This window comes from Streptomyces sp. NPDC048057 (assembly GCF_040653095.1).
Classification (GTDB): Bacteria; Actinomycetota; Actinomycetes; order Streptomycetales; family Streptomycetaceae; genus Streptomyces.
In genome coordinates this window covers 56253-76622 of sequence record NZ_JBEZNF010000008.1, presented here as the reverse complement: position 1 = coordinate 76622, position 20370 = coordinate 56253, and the positions used below count along the sequence as shown (strand labels likewise).

The window sequence follows — 20370 nt, the reverse complement described above, 5'->3', positions numbered from 1 at the left end:
GGACCAGTGGACGGCCGTCGGGCCGCGCGTTCGTCGGGCGCGCAGCCCGACGGCCGACGTGTTCGGGGAGTTCACGGCGCGCCGGGCTGCCGATGAATCATCCGCCGCAGCCGCACGGACCGGACAGGGGAGTCACGTCTCATGACCACCGCACAGCAGCAGTTGTTCATCGACGGCGGGTACGCCGCCGGAGCCGAGCCGGTCGCGGTGCGCAGCCCCGCGACCGGGGAGCACGTCGGCTCCTTCCCCCACCCCACCGCCGCCGACCTCGACACCGCCGTCGCCGCCGCGCACCGGGCCCAGCGCGACTGGGCGGCGGTCAACGTGTGGGACCGGGCCGCGGTCTGCCGTCGCATAGCCGACGAACTGGACGCCCGGCGCGACGCGTTGGCCTGCCTCCAGACCCTGGAGCAGGGCAAACCGCTCGCCGAGTCCGTCGCGGACGTCACCGAGGCCGCGCAGCTCTTCCGACTGCACGCGGAGGACGCCGTTCGACTGAACGGCGAGACGCTGCTCTCCCGGGACAGCACGAAGAGGATGTTCACCGTCCACCGGCCCGTGGGCACCTGGGGCGTCATCACGCCCTGGAACTTTCCGCTGCTGATGTTCGCGGAGTTCGCCGCGCCCGGCCTGGCGACCGGCAACGCGCTCGTCGTCGAACCGCCGGAGAACACCCCGCTGACCGTCCTCGCCGCGATGGACGCGGTGCTCGCCGCCGGGCTGCCGGCCGGGCTGGTGAACGTCCTCCCCGGCGACGGCGCCTTCGGCGACGTCCTCGTACGCCATCCGGGCATCCACGCCGTCGGCTTCATCGGCTCCTCCACGACCGGCGCGAAGATCACCGCGGCGGCCGGCCTCAACGACCTGGTCGGCGATAGGGAGCGGGCTCGCGTCGCCCTGCGACTCCGCCTCCTGCGTTGTCGTCGGTCAACGACGGCCCCCTGTGCCCTGCGGGCACGGGCGGTACCCCCACCGCGTCGCCTCCCTCCTCCGCCTTGGATTCGAAGCCCCATGACGCCGCTCACTGATCCACTCCCTATCGCCGACCAGGTCGTAAGCGCTCCCTGATGGAGTGCTCCGGCAACGGCCCGCTCGTCGTGCTCGCCGACGCGGACGTGGACGCGGCGGCCCGGGCCGCGGTGGACGGCGCGTATCCCTGCGCCGGCCAGGTGTGCTGCGCCACCGAACGGGTCGTCGTCCACGCCGACGTGCACGACGCGTTCGTGGCGGCGGTGCTGCGCGAGTCCGAACGCGTCGTCCTCGGTGACCCGTTCGACCCCTCGACCGTCCTCGGCCCGCTGAACAACGAGGGCGTGGCGGCGAAGATGGACCGGCACCTGGCGGACGCGCGCGGGCGCGGGGCGCGGGTGTTGCGCGGCGGCGGGCGGCGCGCGGGCATGCCGACGGAGCTGTACTACGAGTTCACCGTGGTCGACGCGGTGTCCGAGGACAGCCTGCTCGCCAAGGAGGAGTCCTTCGGGCCGGTCGTCCCGATCATCACCGGCCGCGACGAGGACGAGCTGCTGCGGATCGCCAACGACGACGCCCTCGGCCTCCAGGGCGCGGTCTTCACCACCAGCATGAAGTCCGCGTTCCGCTTCGTCGAGGAGCTTCAGGTCGGGCAGGTGATCGTGAACGAGACGAACAACTGGTGGGACATCACCATGCCGTTCGCCGGCGCCGGGGGACGCGGCACCGGCTGGGGCCGCATCGGCGGCAAGTGGACGCTGCTCGACATGACGGACACCAGGACGGGCGTCATCAGCTTGTGAGCGCCGGAGGGCCGGGGGCCGGGTCGGGTGCCTCCGCCCGGTCCGGCCCGGCGTACCGCGCCAGCTGCTCCGCGGTGAAGCCGAACCAGTACGTGGCGGCGAAGCCCACCGCGTACCCGACGAACAGCCCGCCCGCGTACACGGCGAGCGTCGTCAGCGGTCCGTGGTCGCCGCGCAGCAGCGGGAACAGCGCCCAGCCGGACGGGCCGATCGCCGTCGAGCCGACGTGGTCGCCGAGCATCGAGAACAGGCCGACGAAGCCGCCGCCGAACGCGCCCCCGAAGCAGGCCGTCACGAACGGCCGCCCCAGCGGCAGGGTGACCCCGTAGATCAGCGGTTCGCCGACCCCCAGCAGTCCGGCCGGCAGCGCGGAGCGGATCGTGGCGCGCGCCTCGGCGTGGCGCCGCAGCCTCGCGTACACGGCCACCGCCGCGCCGACCTGCCCCGCGCCCGCCATCGCCAGGATCGGCAGCAGCACGGTCGCGCCCTGCTGCTCGATGAGCGTGGCGTGGATCGGGATCAGCGCCTGGTGCAGCCCCACCATCACCAGCGGCAGGAACAGCCCGCCGAGCACGAAGCCGGCGGCGGCCCCGCCGTAGTCGAGCAGCACGGTCGCGGCGGTGCCGATCGCGGCGGCGGCCTCGCCGGCGACGTACATCAGCCCGTAGACGGTGACGAGGCCGGCGACGAGCACCGTCACGGCGGGCGTGAGCAGCACGTCGAGCGCGCCCGGCACCCGCCCGCGGCACCAGCGCTCCACGGCCACCGCGAGCAGCGCGGCGGCGAGCGCGCCGAGCACCCCGCCCTGGCCGGGCGCCACCTCCTGCCCGAACGCGTCGACCTTCGCCACGCCGGGGAAGACGACGACGGCGGCGACGGCGCCCCCGAGGACGGGCGTGCCGCCGAACTCCTTCGCGGTGTTGTAGCCGACGAACACGGCGATCAGCGCCATGAAGCCACCGGAGACGGCGGCGAGGGCGGGGGTGAGGCCGGGCAGGATCCGGAAGTTGACGAGGAGTCCGCTGAGGCCGGCGACGATGCCGCAGCCGATGAGGGCGGGGATGAGGGGGACGAAGATGTTGCCGATGCGGCGCAGTACGGCTTTGGCGGGCTTCCCGGACGGGCTGTCCTGAGGCGTTTCGAGGAGGGCCTCGAAGGCCTCGGTGACCGGCGCGACCGCGGCCGGCCCCAGCACGATCTGGTACGACATCCCGTCCTCGACGACCCCGAGGACGCCGGGCAGCGCGGTGATCGCGTCGTGCCGCACGGGCCCGCGGTCCCGGAGGGTGAGGCGCAGCCGGGTCATGCAGTGGGCCACGCCGAGGACGTTGCCGGCCCCACCGAGGTGTTCGAGCAGCGTGCGTGCGCGTGCGCTGGCGCTGGCTGGGTCCTGTTCCTGTCCGCCCATGCGCGGATGTGTATCCGCGCGGCCCCCGCGCTTCTCGCCCGGACCGCGCCCCTCAGCCAACCGGCGCAGCGGCGTCCCGGGGCGGGGCCGCGGTTGACCCCGCGCCAGCGGCTGCGCCCTGCGGGCCCGGCGCCCCGCCTGCGGTTGCCCGCACAGCCCCTCGCGCCTCCGGATGTCCCCGCCGTTTCCCTTGCGGGAGCGCTGGTCTCCGCGGCCCGGTGGTGGTTGTTCGCGCAGTTCCGCCCCCTGTGGCCTGCGGGCACGGTGGGACCCCCAGCGCCTCTGAAAACCCTCGCCGTAGCCGGAGGCGGGTTTTGCGGACCGACCACGTCCCGCAGATATGCAACGAAGGGAAGGCAAAACAGGGGCGCTGGGGGTCCCCCCCCACGCCCTCCGGGCGTAGGGGGCGGAACTGCGCGAACAGCCCACCACCGGGCCGCAGATGCCAATGCACCCGCGGGGAGACGGCGAGGATGTCAGGGGCCGGCCTCCCGCGGGCGCTGGGGGTCCCCCACGCCCTCTGGGCGTAGGGGCCGGAACTGCATGCACAGCCGCAGGCGACCCGCAGGGTGCGGGGCCCGCGTCTCGCCAGGTCGCAGCGGCCCGGCAGCTCGCGGGGTGAGCTCAGCCCGCTGCCCTGAGCGCCGTGCGCAAGTGGCCGTTCGCCTCCGCCAGGAGACGGCTCGCCGTCACCGCGTCCACCTCCGCCAGGATCGTGAGGATCGCCGGCTTCACCTCCCCCTCCGTCGCCTTCAGCGCCGCCTCCACCTCCCCCTCGCTCGCTCCCGTCGCGTACGCGACGATCCGGTGCGAGCGGGCCCGCAGCTTCTCGTTCGAGGCGCGCAGGTCGACCATGAGGTTCCCGTACGTCTTGCCGAGGCGGATCATCGTGATCGTCGAGATCATGTTGAGGACCAGCTTCTGCGCGGTGCCCGCCTTCAGCCGGGTCGAGCCGCTCAGCAGCTCGGGGCCGACGACGACCTCGACGCCGTGGTCCGCCGCCGCCGCGAGCGGGCTGTTCTCGTTGCAGGACAGCCCGACGGTGAGGGCGCCCCGGCTCCGGGCGTAGTGGACCGCGCCGACGGCGTAGGGCGTACGGCCGGACGCGGAGACGCCGACGACGGTGTCGTCCGCGCCGACACCCAGCCCCGCCAGATCCGCCGCGGCCAGTTCCGCGCTGTCCTCCGCCCCCTCCACCGCGTTGACGAACGCCGACGGCCCGCCCGCGATGAGCCCCACCACCTGCGACGGATCGGTGTTGAAGGTGGGCGGGCACTCGCTGGCGTCGAGGACGCCGAGCCGCCCCGCCGTGCCCGCGCCCGCGTAGATCAGCCGGCCGCCGCGCGCCATCCGCTCCGCGGCGGCGTCGATCGCGGCGGCGATCGCCGACAGGTTCTCGGCGACCGCGCCGGGGACCCCGCGGTCCTCGGCGCTCATGAGGCGGGCGATGTCGAGCGTCGGCAGCCGGTCGATGTCCGCGAGGTCCGGCCGGAACGCCTCCGTGGTGAGCGTTTCGAGCTGGGCGCGCAGTTCCCCGTGGGCGGGCGAGGTGGAGGTCATGTGCTTCCTATCGGTCAAAACCGGCCTTGGGGCGTGTCTGATCCATCAGACGGGCCCTAGCGATGGGTGCTGCGGGGGGAGTGCCGGTGCGCCAGGGCCTCGTAGGAGGCGGCGAGTGCCGGTGCCGCGGTCTCGTACGTCCGTTGGGCGACGCCGACGAACAGGCAGTCGACGACGAGGAGCTGGCCCGTGCGGGACGACATCGCCGCGGGGCGCAGCTCGCTCTCGCGGGCGGAGGAGGTGGTCAGTACGTGGTCGGCGTACTGGGACACCGGCGCGTCCGGCCGGCCGGTGATGGCGACCGTGGTCGCGCCCCGCTCGAAGGCGGTGCGCAGCGGCTCGATGACGTCGCCGGTGGAGCCGGAGTGGGTGATGGCGATCGCGACGTCGCCGGTGCGCAGCTGCACCGCGTTGGTGACGGCGAGGTGCGGATCGGCGTGGGCGTGCGCGATCAGACCGATGCGGAGCAGCTTCTGTGCCAGGTCCATGCCGACGAGGGACGACGCCCCCACGCCGTAGATGTCGATGCGGCGGGCGGTCGCGGCGGCGACGACCGCGGCGGAGAGCTGTGTGGTGTCCAGGCCGGCGGCGGTGTCGGCGAGGGTCTGCTGTTCGTCGTAGGCGAGTTTGGCGACCACGTCCGAGATGGGGTCGTCGACGGCGATGTCCGCGGTGACGCTGGGCGCCCGGCCGGACTGCTGGTGCGCGGCGAGTCCGGCGAGGGCGAGCCGCAGGTCGCGGTAGCCCGGGTAGCCGAGGAGCCGTGCGGTGCGCACGACGGTCGCCTCGCTGGTGCCGGTGCGTTCGGCGAGCCCGGTGACCGTCAGCGCGGCGCAGCCCGCGGGGTCGTCGGCGACGGCCTCGGCGACCCGCTGCATGGAGCGGGTCATGGACGGGGTGAGCGTCCTGACCTTGGCGGCGAGCGCGGCGGGGGCGGGCGGAGTGGCGCTGGCGGCGGTCCCCTTGTTGAAAATTTCCTTCACTGGGTTAGCCATGGTATGAAAGCTATTTTCGTACCATGGCACAGGTCAAGACCCCCTTGGTATGGATCCGGCAAGGCATGTTCGGAACGGGCCAGAGCGGAGCCGTGCGGGAGGCCGGTACGAACGCCGCTACGGACGCCGGGACGGACGTCGCCATGGACCCGTGCGGGACAATGGCGGCATGACTCCAGCAGCCCCCTCAGGACCGGACGCCGAGCAGGCCCTGCACACCGCCCGCGCCCTGATCCTCGCCGACCTCGCGGCCCGCGACGTGGCGGACGCCGAGGTGGTCTCGCTGGTGGAGGAGTCCGTCGCGCACCGCCGCTGGTGGGTCGAACAGTGGCCGGAGGGCGCGGCGTACGTCACCGGGCTCGTCGCCCAGGACGTCCAGGACGCCCTGCTGGAACGGCACGGCCGCTGGCCCCTGTGCCCGGTCTGCGACACGGGCGACCCGCACGCCCTCGGGGTCGAGCCCGAACTGGGCACGGACCCGCACTGGGTGTGCGAGCAGGCGGGCGTGGTCGTGGCTCGCGTCGGCTCCCTGGGCGAGAGCGGCGGCACGGGCGGGCACGCGAACGGGAACGCCGGCGTCTGATGACCCTCTACATCGACCCGCCGGACTGGCCCGGCCACGGCCTGCTCTGGTCCCACCTCGTCAGCGACGTCTCGTACGAGGAACTGCACGCCTTCGCCGCGTCCATCGGCTGCCCGCGCCGGGCCTTCGAACGTGATCACTACGACGTTCCGGCGCACCGCTACGCCGCCGCGGTCGCGGCGGGCGCGGTGCAGGTCCCGAGCCGCGAGGTGGTCAGGATCCTGACGACGGCGGGCCTGCGCAGACGCAAGGCGCGCCCTGTCCCGTAGGTCCTACGCGTGCTCCGTGGCCGGGTGGGGCGCGGCGGCCGTCTTCGTGGACGACGCCACCACGCGCGTCGCGCCGTGCAGCCGCATCGACAGCGCCACCAGCGCCACCGCGACCACCAGCATCGCCGCACCCGCCCAGGCGGTGGCGCCGTAGCCGAAGTCCGCGTCGATGACGAGGCCGCCGAGCGCGGGGCCGCCGGTGTTGCCCAGGTTGAACGCCGACGTCGCGGTCGCGCCCGCCAGCGTCGGGGCCGCGCCCGCGACGTTGAAGATGCGGGCGTTGAGCGCCGGGCCGGTGTAGAACGCGGACACCCCGAGCAGGAACGCGACGGTGACCACCACCGCCGGCACGGTGTCGAACAGCGCCAGCACCGTCAGGAAGACCGTGGACGCCGCGATGCCGCTGAGCAGCACCCCGAACATGTGCGCGTCCGCGACCCGGCCGCCGATCGCCGTACCGATCAGCGCACCGAGGCCGAACAGCGCCAGCACCCACGGCACCCAGCCCTCCGCGATGCCGGCCGAGTCCGTGATCAGCGGTGCGAGGTACGAGAAGGCGCAGAACACGCCACCGCCGGCGAGGGCGGTCGCGGCGACCGCGAGCCACACGTGCCGGTCCCGGTAGATCGACAGCTCCCGCTTCAGCTCGGGCCGCTGGGCGGGCGGCGGGATGCGGGGGACCAGCGTCACCACGCCGACCAGCGCCACCGCGGAGGCGAGGGCGACCGCCCAGAACGCCGCGCGCCACCCCCAGTGGTCACCGAGGAAGGCGCCCGCGGGCACTCCGAGGACGTTCGCGATCGACAGCCCGCCGAGCATCACGGCCATGGCCCGCGCCCGCGAGTTCACCGGCACCATAGCGATCGACACCGCGGCGCCGAGCGCCCAGAACCCGGCGCACGCGAGGGCGCTGATCACCCGCGACGCGAACAGCACCTCGTACGTGGGCGCGACGGCCCCCGCGACCTGGCCCACGCCGAAGACCGAGATCAGGGCGATCAAGGTGGCCTTGCGCGGCAACCGCAGCGTCGCGACGGCGAGCAGCGGCGCGCCGACGACCATCCCGATCGCGAACGCGGATATCAGCAGGCCCGCCTGGGGTATGGACACGCCCATGTCGTCCGCGATGGGCGGTAGCAGCCCGGAGAGCATGAACTCGCTGGTGCCGAGGGCGAAGACGGAGAGTCCGAGGATGTAGACGGCGAGCGGCATGCGGGGGTGTTCGGCGGAGGGCGCGGAGTGGGGCATGACAACCCCAACGGCGATGTCCCTTCCCCCCATTCCCCCAACACGCGATGCGCGCGCGGTGTCGTACGCCACGTTCTGCGCGTGGCTGCGGCTGGACGTCCCCGCGGTTTCCCTGCGGGCGCGCTGGTCTCTGCGGCCCGGTGGTGAACGACGGAGGGAAGCAAAACAGGCGCGCGCCGTCGTGGAGGGGGCGCTGCCGAGAGCGTCAGGGCGGGCCGGGCTTCGTCAGGCGGGTCAGTTCCGAGGTCAGGTTGGCGCGAGCCGGGCGTTCCCAGACGTGGGTGCCGTGGGGGGTGTGGAACAGACGGTCCAGGGACAGCAGGTGGCGCAGGACCTCCGACCGGCCGCGCCGGAACGCGGCGGACGGGACGAAGCCGTACTCCTCCCGTACCGCCGCCGCGTACGCGGCGTACGCGTCCGGGGGCGACGCCAGCACCGCCAGGTCCGCGTCGCACAGCACCGCCCCGTTCGCGTCGTCCGGCGCCGGCGCGTGCGTCACCGTCAGACGCACCAGGCGCGCCACCTCCGCCACCGCGGCCCCCTCCAGCCCCGCCTCGGTCAGTGCCCGTTCCGCCAGCCGGGCCGAGCGCTCCTCGTTCTCGGAGCGCTCGGGGAGGTACACCGCGTCGTGGAACCACGCGGCGAGGCGGACCAGGTCCGGTGCGTCGGCGTGCGCGGCGAGCGCGTCGACGTGCGTCAGGACCGCCGCGAGGTGCGCGGTCGTGTGGTAGCGGCGCTGCGGCTCCGCCCAGCGGGCCAGCAGGTCCTCCGCGTACGGCAGCGGATCGGGGCCGGGCGCCCCGGCGCCGCGGGCCGCGACGAGGGTGCGGACCCAGCGGGCGCGCAGGTCTTCGGTCACGTCCATGCGGGGACTGTACGACCCGCCCGCCCCCTTCGTGACCGGGGCCGTGCGTGCCGGGGGCTGGAGGCGCAGGCGCACTTTGGGGTTGGGTGGAGGCATGGACTCCGTACGCGACCCCGAACTGCCCGGCCTCCTCCTCCGTACCGAGCGGGACGCCCTGATCCCCCTGCTGCGCTCCCGGCCCGACGAGGACTTCGCGATCCGGACGTGCTGTCCCGGCTGGACGGTGCGCCACGTCGTCGCCCACTGCGCCACCGTGCTCCAGCGGGTGGTGGACCAACGCTTCGAGAAGGGCGTGTTCACGCCGGAGGCGAACGAGGAGGACATCGCCGCGGTCGCCGACCTCTCGCACCAGCAGGTCGTGGACGCCCTGGAGCGCGGGATGACCGACGCCGGGCCGTTCATCGCCGCGGCCGGGCACGGCAAGCTCGACGCGGTCGCGCTCGGCGAGTGGGTGCACGCCGGTGACCTGCGGGAGGCGCTGCGCGAGCCGGCGGCGTACGAGGGCGAGGGGCTTCCGTACGCCCTGCGGCTGCTCGCCTCGCTGACTCGGGCCCGGCGCACGCAGCCGCTGCTGGCCCGGCTGGAGGGGCACGACGCCCCGCTCGTCCTGGGTGCCGACAGCCCCGAGCCCGCGACGTACACCGGCTCGGCGACGACGCTGGTCCGGCTGATCGCGGGCCGTCCGCTGACCGGGACCCGGTACGAGCTGACGGGGGCGACCGAGGCGGATCTGATCGTCTTCACCTGAGCACCGGACCTGGGCCGTCACACCCGAGCGGAAGAACCGCGGCAGCCAAATAAGCGCTTATGCCCGTTCTGCCCTTTGGGGGGACACTGGAAGGCGAGACACCGACGGGTGCCACCTCACACGGAGGCAGACATGCTCGGAATCATCTTCTTCGGAATCGTCCTGGTGGCTTTGTTGTGCGCCGCCATGTGGTGGGACGGCCGCCGTCGTGCCGCCCTGGTCACGCCCCGCCCCGAGGAGCAGCCGCACAAGCCCGACCGCCCCGCCCACGTGGAGGAGATCCGCGAGGCGGACGAGGACGCGTTCCCGCACGACGGCGAACGTCTGCTCCCGTACAACATGCACCCCCACAGCAGCCACAGCACCGGCAAGGGCCGCGAGGAACGGCCCAAGCACGGGCCGAACGCCCACAGCGGGTCCTTCGGCAGCGGCGGTCTCGGCGGCTGAGCGGGCCGCCTCGCGAGGGAACGCCGCCGTGCGACGGAGCGCGGACCGACGGCGGAACGCGAAGGGGTCCGGGCGCTTGAAGCGCCCGGACCCCTCCTCCTACCCCCTTACCCAGGGTGGTCCTGTCACCTGCCGTCCGCTCACCGCGCGGCCTTGAAGCCCCGCAGCCGCAGACTGTTCCCGACCACGAAGACCGAGGAGAAGGCCATCGCCGCACCCGCGATCATCGGGCTGAGCAGACCCATCGCGGCCAGCGGCAGCGCGCCCACGTTGTAGGCGAAGGCCCAGAACAGGTTGGTCCGGATGGTGCCGAGCGTCCGCCGCGCCAGCCGGATCGCGTCCGCCGCCGCCCGCAGGTCGCCCCGCACCAGGGTCAGGTCGCTGGCCTCGATCGCCGCGTCCGTGCCGGTGCCCATCGCCAGTCCGAGGTCGGCCTGGGCGAGCGCCGCCGCGTCGTTGACGCCGTCGCCGACCATGGCCACGCTGCGGCCCTCGGCCTGGAGGCGCTTGACGACGTCGACCTTGTCCTCCGGCATGACCTCGGCGATCACCTCGTCGATGCCGACTTCCTTGGCCACCGCCTTCGCCACGGCCTCGTTGTCACCGGTGAGCAGGATCGGGGTGAGCCCCAGCCCGCGGAGCCGGGTGATCGCCTCGGCGCTGGTCTCCTTCACCGCGTCGGCGACCTCCAGGACCGCACGGGCCTCGCCGTCCCAGGCCACCGCGATGGCCGTGCGACCCGCGGCCTCCGCCGCGTCCTTCGCCGCCTTCAGCTCCTCGGGGAGTCGGATCTCCCACTCCGCGAGCAGCTTCTCGCGGCCGACGAGGACCGCGTGGCCCTCCACGATGCCCTGGACGCCGAGCCCGGGGATGTTGACGAAGTCCTCCGGGGTGGGCAGCGCGCCGACCTTCTCGACCGCGCCGGTGGCGACGGCCTGGGCGATCGGGTGCTCGGAGGCGTTCTCCAGGGAGCCCGCCAGCCGCAGCACCTCGTCCTCGTCGGTCGAGGCGGCGGGGTGCACGCCGAGCAGGGTCATCTTGCCGGTGGTGACGGTGCCGGTCTTGTCGAGGACGACGGTGTCGACCTTGCGGGTGGTCTCCAGGACCTCGGGGCCCTTGATCAGGATGCCGAGCTGGGCGCCGCGGCCCGTACCGACCATGAGCGCGGTCGGCGTGGCGAGCCCGAGGGCGCAGGGGCAGGCGATGATCAGCACGGCCACCGCCGCGGTGAAGGCCGCTGCCCAGCCCTCGCCGAGGGTCAGCCAGGTGATCAGGGTGCCGATGGCGAGCAGGATCACGATCGGGACGAAGACGCCGGAGATCTTGTCGGCCAGCCGCTGGGCCGCCGCCTTGCCGTTCTGCGCGTCCTCGACGAGCTGCGCCATCCGGGCGAGCTGGGTGTCGGAGCCGACCCGGGTGGCCTTCACGACCAGCCGGCCGCCCGCGTTCAGGGTGGCGCCGGTGACGCCGTCGCCGGGGCCGACCTCGACGGGCACGGACTCGCCGGTGAGCATCGAGGCGTCCACAGCGGACGAGCCCTCGACCACGACGCCGTCGGTGGCGATCTTCTCACCGGGGCGGACCAGGAACGTGTCGTCGACCTTCAGTTCGGCGGTCGGTACGCGGACCTCCTGGCCGTCCCGCAGGACGGTGACCTCCTTGGCGCCCAGGTGCATCAGGGCACGCAGCGCCGCACCGGCCTTGCGCTTGGAACGGGCCTCGAAGTAGCGCCCGGCCAGGATGAAGGCGGTGACGCCGGCCGCGGCCTCCAGGTAGATGTTGGACGAGCCGTCGCTGCGCTCGATCGTCAGCTCGAAGGGGTGGGTCATGCCGGGCATTCCGGCGTGGCCCCAGAACAGTGCGTAGATGGACCACAGGAACGCGGCGATGGTGCCGACCGAGATCAGGGTGTCCATGGTGGCCGCGCCGTGCCGGGCGTTCTTCCAGGCGGCCCGGTGGAAGGGCCAGCCCGCGTAGACCACGACGGGTGCGGCGAGGGTGAGCGAGAGCCACTGCCAGTACTGGAACTGGAGCGCCGGGATCATCGCCATCGCGATGACCGGGACGGCGAGGACGAGCGCGGTGATCAGTCGCTCGCGCAGCGTCTTCAGCTCGGTGTCGTCCTCTTCGCCGCCTTCGGCGTCGGCCGTGTCGGCACCGGATCCGGACGCCGCCGCGGCGTCCTTCTTGGGCTTCGGCGGGGCGGCCGTGTAGCCGGTCGCCTCGACGGTGCCGATCAGGTCCTTGACGTCGACGCCCTCGCTGAAGGTGACCTTCGCCTTCTCGGTGGCGTAGTTGACGGTCGCCTCGACGCCCTCCATGCGGTTGAGCTTCTTCTCGATGCGGGCCGCGCAGGAGGCGCACGTCATGCCGCCGATCGCGAGTTCCACCTCTTGGTGGGTGGCCGTGTGCGCCATGGTTCCTCCCTGCTCAGTGACTCATACCCCTAGAGGGTATCCCTTCCGAGATCCATGTATACCCCCCCTGGGTATAAAACGCAAGGCGGAACCCCTCTCTCCGGCCGTTGTTTCCACGCCACTCTCACCGGCCCGCTGATGCGTCCGTGCTGCCCGCGGACTAGGCTGAGTGCAATGGACTAGACCTCTCAGGCCGGACCCGGCCTAGGGCCTAGCCGAAGCCGTCACCGGGTCGCAGCCGTCTCTCCAGGAGGAATGGGTACACATGAGTAACCGTGCGCTTCTGGAGGTGATCGCCCTGGACGCCGAGGACGCGATCGCGGCCCAAGCGGGAGGGGCGGACCGGCTGGAGCTGGTCACGGACATGGCGGCGGACGGACTGACCCCGTCCCGGGAGGCCTTCGCCAGCATCCGCGCCGCCGTCGACGTCCCCCTCAGAGTGATGCTGCGGCTCACCGACGGCTTCTCGGCGGGCACGCACGACGACGTGGAGGCGCTGGTGCGCGCCGCGGCCGGGCTGCGCGAGGAGGGCGCGGACGAGTTCGTCTTCGGCTTCCTCGACGCCGAGGGCCATCCGGATCTGGTCACCGTCGAACGGCTGCTCGCGGTGATCTCCGGCTGCTCCTGGACCTTCCACCGGGCGATCGACAACGCCACCGACCGGGACGCCCTGCGCAAGCAGCTCGCGGACCTGCCGGGCCTCGACACGTATCTGACCGCGGGCGCGGCCGGCGGCGTCGACGACGGGCTGCCCACCCTCCTCGCGGAGGCGGCGCGGCACGACGAACCGGGTTACGAGGCACGGCTCCTGGTCGGCGGCGGCCTGCGGCTGGAGCACCTGCCGGCGCTGCGCGCCGCCGGCCTCGACGGCTTCCACATCGGCGGCGCGGCCCGCCCGCACGGCTGGTCGGGTCCGGTGAGCGCGGACGCGGTGCGCGCGTGGCGCGCGGCGATCGACGCGTAGGGCGTACGGAGTGCGGAACTGAGAACGCGGACGGCCGCTCCCCCAAGGCGAGGGAGCGGCCGTCGTGTTGCCACGGCAGGAACGGGATCAGCGCACGTCGACGAAGTCGGGCGTCGAGGCGGCGTACCGCACCCCGGGGGTCCCGTGGAAGTCGTAGCGGAACGAGCCGTCGCGGTACGCCCGCAGGGCGACCTTGACGTTGCCGCGGCGGTCGGTCGTCCTGGTGGCGAGGCCGACGTGGTAGGGGTCGTCGGTGCGGCGGAAGGCGAGGTGGACCTGCTGGCCCCCGTACCCGACGTAGCGCCGGGTGTTCCAGTTGAAGGCGAACGCCGCGGTGCAGTGCTTCCTGGTGGCCGATCCCGTGCAGGTGGTCTTGGTGGGGTGCCACCACCGCTGCGCGTCGGCGGGGGACGTGCCCTGGAAGAGCCGGGCGCCGAGCCGCTTGACGAGGAGCGGGTCGGTGGCCCAGAACGTCGCGGTGACGGTCTTCGGGGCGGTGGTGCCGACGACGAAGCGGCTGTTGCTGGCGTAGCCGTCGACCGTCGTGGGCGGCGGCGGTACGGGCGAGGCGGCCGCCTGCGTCCCGGGGGCGACGAGCGCGGTGAGGGTCAGCGTGGCGCCGACGGCGGGTGCGGCGGCACGGGTACATAAGCGATTGCGCATGGATTCCCCCAGTTAGGGTGGAGTTGCGAAGAGTGTCGTACGTGTCTGTCCAGACAAGGCGGCCGGGGGAATGGTCGTACGGTTCTGCGCGCCCGGGCCGACCGGTCGCACATCGTGCGGTCCGACGCGGTCCGACGGCCCGGACGGCGGCGTCCGTCAGCCCAACTGGGCGGGCAGCGGCTGGTGGTGAAGGATCGTCATCCCGGATACGGCACGGGTCAGCGCCACATACAACCGGCGCAGCCCGGTGCGCTCGTCCGGCTCGCCCGCGACGATCGACGCCGGGTCGTCCAGGACCACGTAGTCGTACTCCAGACCCTTCGCGAGGGACGCGGGCACCAGGGTGAGCCGGGACTCCGACGTGGTCTCCGTGCCCGGGTCGAGGTGGGGCAGGCCCGCGGCGGTCAGCGCCGCGGCGATCGACGGCACCCGGGCGTCCGCGGCGATCAGCCCGATCGACCCCTCCTGCTGGAGTGCGGTGCGGCACGCGGCGACGACGGTCGCGTCGTCGGCCTGGTCGCCGTCGTCGCCGTCGACCGGGTGCACCGCCAGCGACCCGGGCGACTCGCGGACCGCGGAGACCGGCGTCAGACCGGGGGACATGTGGGGGAGCAGCCGCGAGGCGTACGCGATGACGTCGCGCGGCACCCGGAAGCCGGCCGTCAGCTCCTCCACCACGGCGTCCGGCTTGCCGAGGTGGGCCAGGGCCTCCTGCCAACTGCCCGTGGCCCACGGCGTCGTGCCCTGCGCCAGGTCGCCCAGCACCGTCGCCGACCCCGTCGAACAGCGCCGCCCGACCGCCCGGTACTGCATGGGGGAGAGGTCCTGCGCCTCGTCGAGCACCACGTGGCCCAGGGAGTGCGTGCGCTGCACGAGGTCCGTGGCCTCGTCGATCAACACCGCGTCCGCGGCGGACCACCTCGCCGACCGCACGCTGCGCGGCGGCTTCGCCCACCGGACGGTGCGCTGCTCGTCGGCGGTGAGCAGCCCGTCCGCGTGGGTGGCGAGGAAGTCCGGGTCCGACAGCAGCCGCAGGACCAGCTTCGCCGGGTCCACCGGGGGCCAGATCGCCTTGACGGCCGCCTTCACGGCCGGGTTGCGGGCCACCGCGTCCTGCACCCGGTCGTCCGGGGCCTCGCCCGACTGCTCCATGCGGACCAGGACGGCGTGCGCGATCCGCTGCGGCAGTGCGTCGCGCGCGGCACCGTAGCGGATGTCCCGCGCCAGCAACTCGGCGACGATCTCCTGGAGTTCGTACGCGGGGATCCGCCAGCGGCGCGAGCCGCGGACGACGACCACCGGCTCGGCGGGCGGCGTCACGTGCGCGCGCACGGCCCGCCGCAGCACCTGCGCCATGCGGGCGTCGCCCTTCACGACGGCCGCCGGCGCCTCGTCCGTGCCCCGCACCTCGACGTGCGCCACCAGGTCGTCGACGGTGGCCTGCTTGACCTCCAACTCGCCGAGCGCCGGCAGCACCTGCTCGATGTAGCGCAGGAAGGAACGGTTCGGCCCGATGACGAGGGTGCCGGTGCGGGCCAGCCGCTCCCGGTGCGCGTACAGCAGGAAGGCGACCCGGTGCAGGCCCACCGCGGTCTTCCCGGTGCCCGGGCCGCCCTGGACGCAGACCGTGCCGGACAGGCCGGAGCGGACGATCTCGTCCTGCTCCGGTTGGATGGTGGCCACGATGTCCCGCATGGGGCCCACGCGGGGGCGTTCGATCTCCTCCTGGAGGAGCTTGCTGGCGCGGGGGCCGTCTGACGTCGGGGCGTACGGATCGGCGCCGGCCGCAAGGTGCTCGTCCTCGTACGCCGTGAGGTCGCCGCCCGTGTAGCCGAAGCGGCGGCGCAGCGCGACGCCCTGCGGGTCGGCGCGGGAGGCCCGGTAGAAGGGCTGGGAGACCGGTGCGCGCCAGTCCACCACCATCGGGTCGCCGACGGAGTCGTGCACGTGGCGGCGGCCGATGTAGAAGGCGTGGTCGCGGTGGTCGCCGTCGTCGTAGTCGAGCCGGCCGAAGAAGAGCGGGGTGTGCGCGAGGTCCGCCAGTTCCTTGATCCGCAGTTCGGTGCGCGCCTCCAGGGCCTGCTTGTTGACCCAGTTCGCCGTGACGTCGCCGATGTCGAGGGCCTCCACCTCCTCGCGCATCGTGCGCAGCGCGGCGCGCGAGGAGGTGAGGTGGGCGCGCTCGCGGGCGAGCGGATCGGCGTCGGCGGTGGCGTCGGCGCTGGTCGGGGGGGTGTGTGCGGGCACGGCGGGCCTCCGGCGGGGGTGCGGTGAGAGCGGAACGGCAGGAGACCGCCGGTTTCCGTCCGGGCGGTGGCACTCCACGGAGGGAGGCGGGCAAGGCGGAGCAGTTTACTCATCGGCCCGGACGGCGGCGAACGGGTTTTCGCGTGACGGGTGGGGCGGGTGGAGCCGGTTGACCATCCTGAGGAGGAGACGAGTAGTACGGGGGAACGACTTCGGTAGGAGGAGACGGGGGCCGGCCATCCTCCGGAAGTGCCGTCCCCTAAGGGAAACCCTTATGCCTGGAGTCGTAGGAAGGTCGACCGGAGGTTACTCCGTCCGACCGATGCGCTGACCTGCGGGGAAAAGCATCATAGAGATATGAGTACAGCGACTTTCACCCCAGCAGCAGCCAAGGTCCCCGGCCCCCGGCACCACGGTGCCACGGCGACGGGCGCCCCGCACTCCGCGCACCACGTCGGCAATGCGATGCGCGCGGTCAAGGTATTCGCGTCGACGATATTCTCCGTGACGGTCCTCGGGGAGTATGCGGAGGAGGCGGGCGTCCGGCGCCGCTGATATCGCCCCGTTGATTCTCATGAGCTGAGATGCGCTGAGTACGCGTACTCAGCCGCACTGAGCGATGGGCGCCGTAAGTGAGCACCGTGAGTGAGCGCCCCGACGGAGGCGCCGCGCCGGGCCCGCGGCTTTGATGATCGACATGACGTCGCCGCAGCGCCCCGCCCCCGAAACCCCGGTCGTCGCCGACGACCCTGAAGCACCCGAAGCCACCGAAGTCCTCGACGTCTCCGCCACCCCCGGTACCGCCGACGCGCCAGCCGCCCCTGACGCCTCCGCTGCCCCTTTCGCCTCCTCGTCCGCGGCGCCCGCCCGGCTGATGGCCGGACTGGGGATGCTCTTCCTCCTCGGCTCCCTCGTCCTGTGCGCCGCCATCACCCTCACCTACGCCTACGAGGGCGACGGCGTGGCCGGCCCGATCGCCGCCGCGGCGTACTGGGGCCTGCTGATCGGCGGCCTCACCGGCGCGGTCGCCCTGTTCAGCCCGGTCGGGACGATGACGAACACGGTGCGCGCCTGGATCGTCGCCGTCCAGTACGCACTGGTGTGCGCCGCGCCCGTCCTCGTGGTGATCGACGGCTGACGGCCGCCCGGGTGGCGGCCGCCCGGTCCGCCCCGGGCGCGCGGCCCGGGGTGGACCGGGCGGCCCCGGCCCGTCAGTGCAGCAGCTCGTCCGCGTCCATGATCCGGTAGGCGTACCCCTGCTCCGCCAGGAAGCGCTGGCGGTGCGCCGCGAAGTCCTGGTCGATGGTGTCGCGGGCGACGACCGAGTAGAAGCGGGCCTCGTGCCCGTCCGCCTTCGGCCGCAGCACCCGACCGAGCCGCTGAGCCTCCTCCTGGCGCGAGCCGAAGGTGCCCGAGACCTGGATCGCGACGGTCGCCTCCGGCAGGTCGATCGAGAAGTTCGCCACCTTCGACACCACCAGCACGGAGATCTCGCCCTGCCGGAAGGCGTCGAAGAGCTTCTCCCGCTGCGCGTTCGACGTCTCGCCCTTGATGACGGGGGCGTCCAGGTGCTCGCCCAGCTCGTCGAGCTGGTCGATGTACTGCCCGATGACCAGCGTCTGCTGGCCCCGGTGCTTGGCCACCAGTGCTTCCGTCACCCTCCGCTTGGTCGCCGTGGTGGCGCAGAAGCGGTACTTCTCCTCCGTCTCGGCGGTGGCGTACGCCAGGCGCTCCGAGTCGGTCAGATTGACCCGCACCTCCACGCAGTCCGCCGGGGCGATGTACCCCTGCGCCTCGATCTCCTTCCAGGGGGCGTCGAAGCGCTTCGGTCCGATCAGGGAGAAGACGTCCGACTCCCGGCCGTCCTCCCGCACCAGGGTCGCCGTCAGCCCCAGCCGCCGGCGGGCCTGGAGGTCCGCGGTGAACTTGAACACGGGCGCCGGCAGCAGGTGCACCTCGTCGTAGAGGATCAGCCCCCAGTCCCGGGAGTCGAACAGCTCCAGGTGCGGATAGACGCCCTTCCGCTTGGTCGTCAGCACCTGGTAGGTGGCGATGGTGACCGGCCGGATCTCCTTCTTCGTCCCGCTGTACTCGCCGATCTCGTCCTCGGTCAGCGAGGTCCGCTTCACCAGCTCGTGCTTCCACTGCCGGGCGGAGACGGTGTTGGTCACCAGGATCAGCGTGGTCGCCTTGGCCTGCGCCATCGCGCCCGCGCCGACGAGCGTCTTGCCCGCGCCGCAGGGCAGCACCACGACGCCGGAGCCGCCGTGCCAGAAGCCCTCGACGGCCTGCTTCTGGTACGGCCGCAGTGCCCAGCCCGACTCGTCCAGCTCGATGGGGTGGGCCTCGCCGTCCACGTACCCCGCGAGGTCCTCGGCCGGCCAGCCCAGCTTCAGCAGGGTCTGCTTGATCTGCCCGCGCTCGGACGGGTGCACCGCCACGGTGTCCGCGTCGATCCGCGCCCCCACCAGGGGCTGGACCTTCTTCGAGCGCAGGATCTCCTCCAGCACCGGCCGGTCCGTGCTCGTCAGGACCAGCCCGTGCGTGGGGTGCTTGCTCAGCGTCAGCCGGCCGTAACGGGCCATGGTCTCGGCGACGTCCACCAGCAGGGCGTGCGGCACCGGATAGCGGCTGTACGCCACCAACGCGTCCACGACCTGCTCGGCGTCGTGCCCGGCCGCCCGGGCGTTCCACAGCCCCAGCGGCGTCACGCGATAGGTGTGGATGTGCTCCGGCGCCCGCTCCAACTCGGCGAAGGGCGCGATGGCGCGACGACAGGCGTCGGCCTGCTCGTGGTCGACCTCCAGCAGGAGGGTCTTGTCGCTCTGGACGATGAGGGGTCCGTTCACTCTCCACCCTTCTCGATCGGGATGGCTCCGAGGAACCAAACCTCCAGTGTGCCCCACTCCGGGAGGAACGTGGAGCGCCGATCAGGACGACGGCGCCTGGTCGCGCGCCGCCCGGCCACCGGGGCTATCACCGAGTATCACGCGCTTTCGAAGCGGCGTCCGGCCGCCGTACCAGCCGAGTCCGACGCCGGGTGTCCACCGACCGGTGGACCGCACCCCGAAAATATCCGACGGCCGGCAGCTGATCCGGCATTTCTCGCCAGTTTCCCTATGCATGTAATTGGCCATGGAATTGCCTTTTCGATCATCTCTCCGTGATGGGGGGATGGTGCTCATTGCGCTCTGGCTTTCGTCGGACGCATGCTGATCCGCGGCGAAAGTCGAACAGTGACAAAGGCAACCGGAAGGGAATCCATGAGAAGTCGATTACGGGTCGGCGTGCTCGCCGCGACGGCGGCCGGCGCCCTCGCCCTCACGGCCGCACCGGCCAGCGCGGTGACGACGCCTTGGCAACGCCCGCCGTCCCTGGGCTTCACCCACTGCGAGTTGGGGAAGTCGCACGCGGCCTTCCCCGAGGTCAAGCTGTCGCGCTGCGTGACGTCCGGCGGCGGCAGCGTGCGGGCGGTGGTCGAGGTGTTCAACAGGTCCGGCTCCCCGGTGACCGTCTCGGCCCAGGTCCGCACCGCGTGGGGAAGCAACGCGGACTGCGCCGTGGCCACCTTCGCCCCCGGCGCGGGGCACAGCTGCCCGGGCGCCGTCGTGGACCATGACCCGTCCCCCAAGCCGTTGCCCAGGGGGACGTTCACGGTCAACGGCATCACGGACCACTACTGACCCGACGCGCGTCGCCCGTCCCCGTCCCAGAACGGAAGGAAGTCCCGTGCGTTTGAAAGCCCTCGCCATCGCCGGCGCCGCGGCCGGCGCCCTCGCCCTCACCGGGTCACCGGCCAGCGCGAACGCCTTTCCCGAGGTCAACTGGAAGCCGGTCAACACCACCTCTGACTGGACCTGCGGTCCCTACGTGGGGCACCCGTTGAACTCGGGGGTCAAGTCGAAGTGGTGCAATGTGTTGAACCGATTCGGTGACGCCCAGGCCGTGCTTGTCGTGCAGAACTCAACTGCCGCGAAGGTCTACATCTCGGGGACGGTTCGTTCCAACTACGGCAGCAACGTGAACTGTGCGTTCAGCGCCATGGGGGCAGGCGGCACTGCCGGGTGCTACGCCCCCACCATCCGTGACGTGACAGGTCCGCTCGTCGTCAACGTGGCGCTCACTCTGCACATCTGAGAACGAGGCGCCGCCGCTGTCCCCCGGCGGCGGCGCCTTCCCGGGGC

The 20370-nt window shown here is 72.7% G+C and carries 20 protein-coding genes; 11 read left to right on the top strand and 9 right to left on the bottom strand.

Annotation, left to right across the window (positions count from 1 at the left end):
* Positions 1-141: 141 nt before the first annotated feature.
* On the top strand, positions 142-1068 hold the full coding sequence (locus AB0E05_RS11090; RefSeq protein WP_361961681.1) for an aldehyde dehydrogenase family protein: 927 nt from the start codon (positions 142-144) through the stop codon (positions 1066-1068).
* A complete protein-coding gene (locus tag AB0E05_RS11085; protein WP_361961679.1) occupies positions 1068-1772 on the top strand; it encodes an aldehyde dehydrogenase family protein in 705 nt (234 codons plus the stop codon). The genes AB0E05_RS11090 and AB0E05_RS11085 overlap by 1 nt, the downstream gene beginning before the upstream one ends.
* Here AB0E05_RS11085 and AB0E05_RS11080 read toward each other — a convergent pair.
* From AB0E05_RS11080 to AB0E05_RS11070, 3 genes are all read right to left on the bottom strand, one after another.
* Complete coding sequence (locus AB0E05_RS11080; protein ID WP_361961677.1) at positions 1762-3180, bottom strand: PTS transporter subunit EIIC; 1419 nt, start codon at positions 3178-3180, stop codon at positions 1762-1764. The two genes, AB0E05_RS11085 and AB0E05_RS11080, sit on opposite strands and share 11 nt — an antisense overlap.
* A gap of 624 nt (positions 3181-3804) precedes the next feature.
* A complete protein-coding gene (gene murQ / locus AB0E05_RS11075; protein WP_361961674.1) occupies positions 3805-4740 on the bottom strand; it encodes an N-acetylmuramic acid 6-phosphate etherase in 936 nt (311 codons plus the stop codon).
* 56 nt (positions 4741-4796) lie between these two features.
* The gene (locus tag AB0E05_RS11070) at positions 4797-5735 is read right to left on the bottom strand and encodes a MurR/RpiR family transcriptional regulator (protein WP_361961672.1); all 939 of its coding nucleotides are present in this window, start codon (positions 5733-5735) and stop codon (positions 4797-4799) included.
* Positions 5736-5904: 169 nt separating this feature from the next.
* On the opposite strand from AB0E05_RS11070, the gene AB0E05_RS11065 reads away from it, so the two are divergent.
* Together AB0E05_RS11065 and AB0E05_RS11060 are read left to right on the top strand one after the other, a co-directional pair.
* Complete coding sequence (locus tag AB0E05_RS11065; RefSeq protein WP_361961670.1) at positions 5905-6318, top strand: hypothetical protein; 414 nt, start codon at positions 5905-5907, stop codon at positions 6316-6318.
* Positions 6318-6587, top strand: a complete 270-nt coding sequence (locus AB0E05_RS11060; RefSeq protein ID WP_361961668.1) for a DUF4031 domain-containing protein — start codon at positions 6318-6320, stop codon at positions 6585-6587. Before AB0E05_RS11065 ends, AB0E05_RS11060 begins: the two co-directional genes overlap by 1 nt.
* A gap of 3 nt (positions 6588-6590) precedes the next feature.
* Here AB0E05_RS11060 and AB0E05_RS11055 read toward each other — a convergent pair whose 3' ends face one another.
* Complete coding sequence (locus tag AB0E05_RS11055) at positions 6591-7799, bottom strand: Cmx/CmrA family chloramphenicol efflux MFS transporter (RefSeq protein ID WP_361962058.1); 1209 nt, start codon at positions 7797-7799, stop codon at positions 6591-6593.
* A 241-nt stretch (positions 7800-8040) separates the two neighbouring features.
* Positions 8041-8700, bottom strand: a complete 660-nt coding sequence (locus tag AB0E05_RS11050) for a hypothetical protein (RefSeq protein WP_361961666.1) — start codon at positions 8698-8700, stop codon at positions 8041-8043.
* Between the two features lie 94 nt (positions 8701-8794).
* Between AB0E05_RS11050 and AB0E05_RS11045 the strand changes: the two genes are divergently transcribed.
* Both AB0E05_RS11045 and AB0E05_RS11040 read left to right on the top strand, forming a co-directional pair.
* Positions 8795-9448 (top strand): maleylpyruvate isomerase family mycothiol-dependent enzyme, encoded by a 654-nt coding sequence (locus tag AB0E05_RS11045; protein ID WP_361961664.1) that lies wholly within the window; start codon positions 8795-8797, stop codon positions 9446-9448.
* Between the two features lie 132 nt (positions 9449-9580).
* Complete coding sequence (locus AB0E05_RS11040) at positions 9581-9895, top strand: DUF6479 family protein (protein ID WP_361961662.1); 315 nt, start codon at positions 9581-9583, stop codon at positions 9893-9895.
* Positions 9896-10035: 140 nt separating this feature from the next.
* On the opposite strand, the gene AB0E05_RS11035 is transcribed toward AB0E05_RS11040, so the two are convergent.
* Positions 10036-12312, bottom strand: a complete 2277-nt coding sequence (locus tag AB0E05_RS11035; RefSeq protein WP_361961660.1) for a heavy metal translocating P-type ATPase — start codon at positions 12310-12312, stop codon at positions 10036-10038.
* A gap of 265 nt (positions 12313-12577) precedes the next feature.
* Here AB0E05_RS11035 and AB0E05_RS11030 point away from each other — a divergent pair, with 265 nt between their 5' ends.
* Positions 12578-13276 carry a copper homeostasis protein CutC gene (locus AB0E05_RS11030; RefSeq protein WP_361961658.1) on the top strand — a complete coding sequence of 233 codons (699 nt, stop codon included), beginning with the start codon at positions 12578-12580 and terminating at the stop codon, positions 13274-13276.
* Positions 13277-13363: 87 nt separating this feature from the next.
* On the opposite strand, the gene AB0E05_RS11025 is transcribed toward AB0E05_RS11030, so the two are convergent.
* On the bottom strand, positions 13364-13939 hold the full coding sequence (locus AB0E05_RS11025) for a hypothetical protein (RefSeq protein ID WP_361961656.1): 576 nt from the start codon (positions 13937-13939) through the stop codon (positions 13364-13366).
* Positions 13940-14095: 156 nt separating this feature from the next.
* Complete coding sequence (locus AB0E05_RS11020; RefSeq protein WP_361961654.1) at positions 14096-16186, bottom strand: AAA family ATPase; 2091 nt, start codon at positions 16184-16186, stop codon at positions 14096-14098.
* Between the two features lie 357 nt (positions 16187-16543).
* On the opposite strand from AB0E05_RS11020, the gene AB0E05_RS11015 reads away from it, so the two are divergent.
* Positions 16544-16741, top strand: a complete 198-nt coding sequence (locus AB0E05_RS11015; RefSeq protein WP_361961652.1) for a hypothetical protein — start codon at positions 16544-16546, stop codon at positions 16739-16741.
* A 142-nt stretch (positions 16742-16883) separates the two neighbouring features.
* A complete protein-coding gene (locus AB0E05_RS11010; protein ID WP_361961650.1) occupies positions 16884-17324 on the top strand; it encodes a hypothetical protein in 441 nt (146 codons plus the stop codon).
* 73 nt (positions 17325-17397) lie between these two features.
* Here AB0E05_RS11010 and AB0E05_RS11005 read toward each other — a convergent pair whose 3' ends face one another.
* The gene (locus tag AB0E05_RS11005) at positions 17398-19035 is read right to left on the bottom strand and encodes a DNA repair helicase XPB (protein WP_361961647.1); all 1638 of its coding nucleotides are present in this window, start codon (positions 19033-19035) and stop codon (positions 17398-17400) included.
* A 414-nt stretch (positions 19036-19449) separates the two neighbouring features.
* Between AB0E05_RS11005 and AB0E05_RS11000 the strand changes: the two genes are divergently transcribed.
* Both AB0E05_RS11000 and AB0E05_RS10995 read left to right on the top strand, forming a co-directional pair.
* Positions 19450-19869 carry a hypothetical protein gene (locus AB0E05_RS11000; protein WP_361961645.1) on the top strand — a complete coding sequence of 140 codons (420 nt, stop codon included), beginning with the start codon at positions 19450-19452 and terminating at the stop codon, positions 19867-19869.
* A 46-nt stretch (positions 19870-19915) separates the two neighbouring features.
* Positions 19916-20323, top strand: a complete 408-nt coding sequence (locus AB0E05_RS10995; protein WP_361961643.1) for a hypothetical protein — start codon at positions 19916-19918, stop codon at positions 20321-20323.
* The last annotated feature ends 47 nt before the right edge of the window (positions 20324-20370 follow it).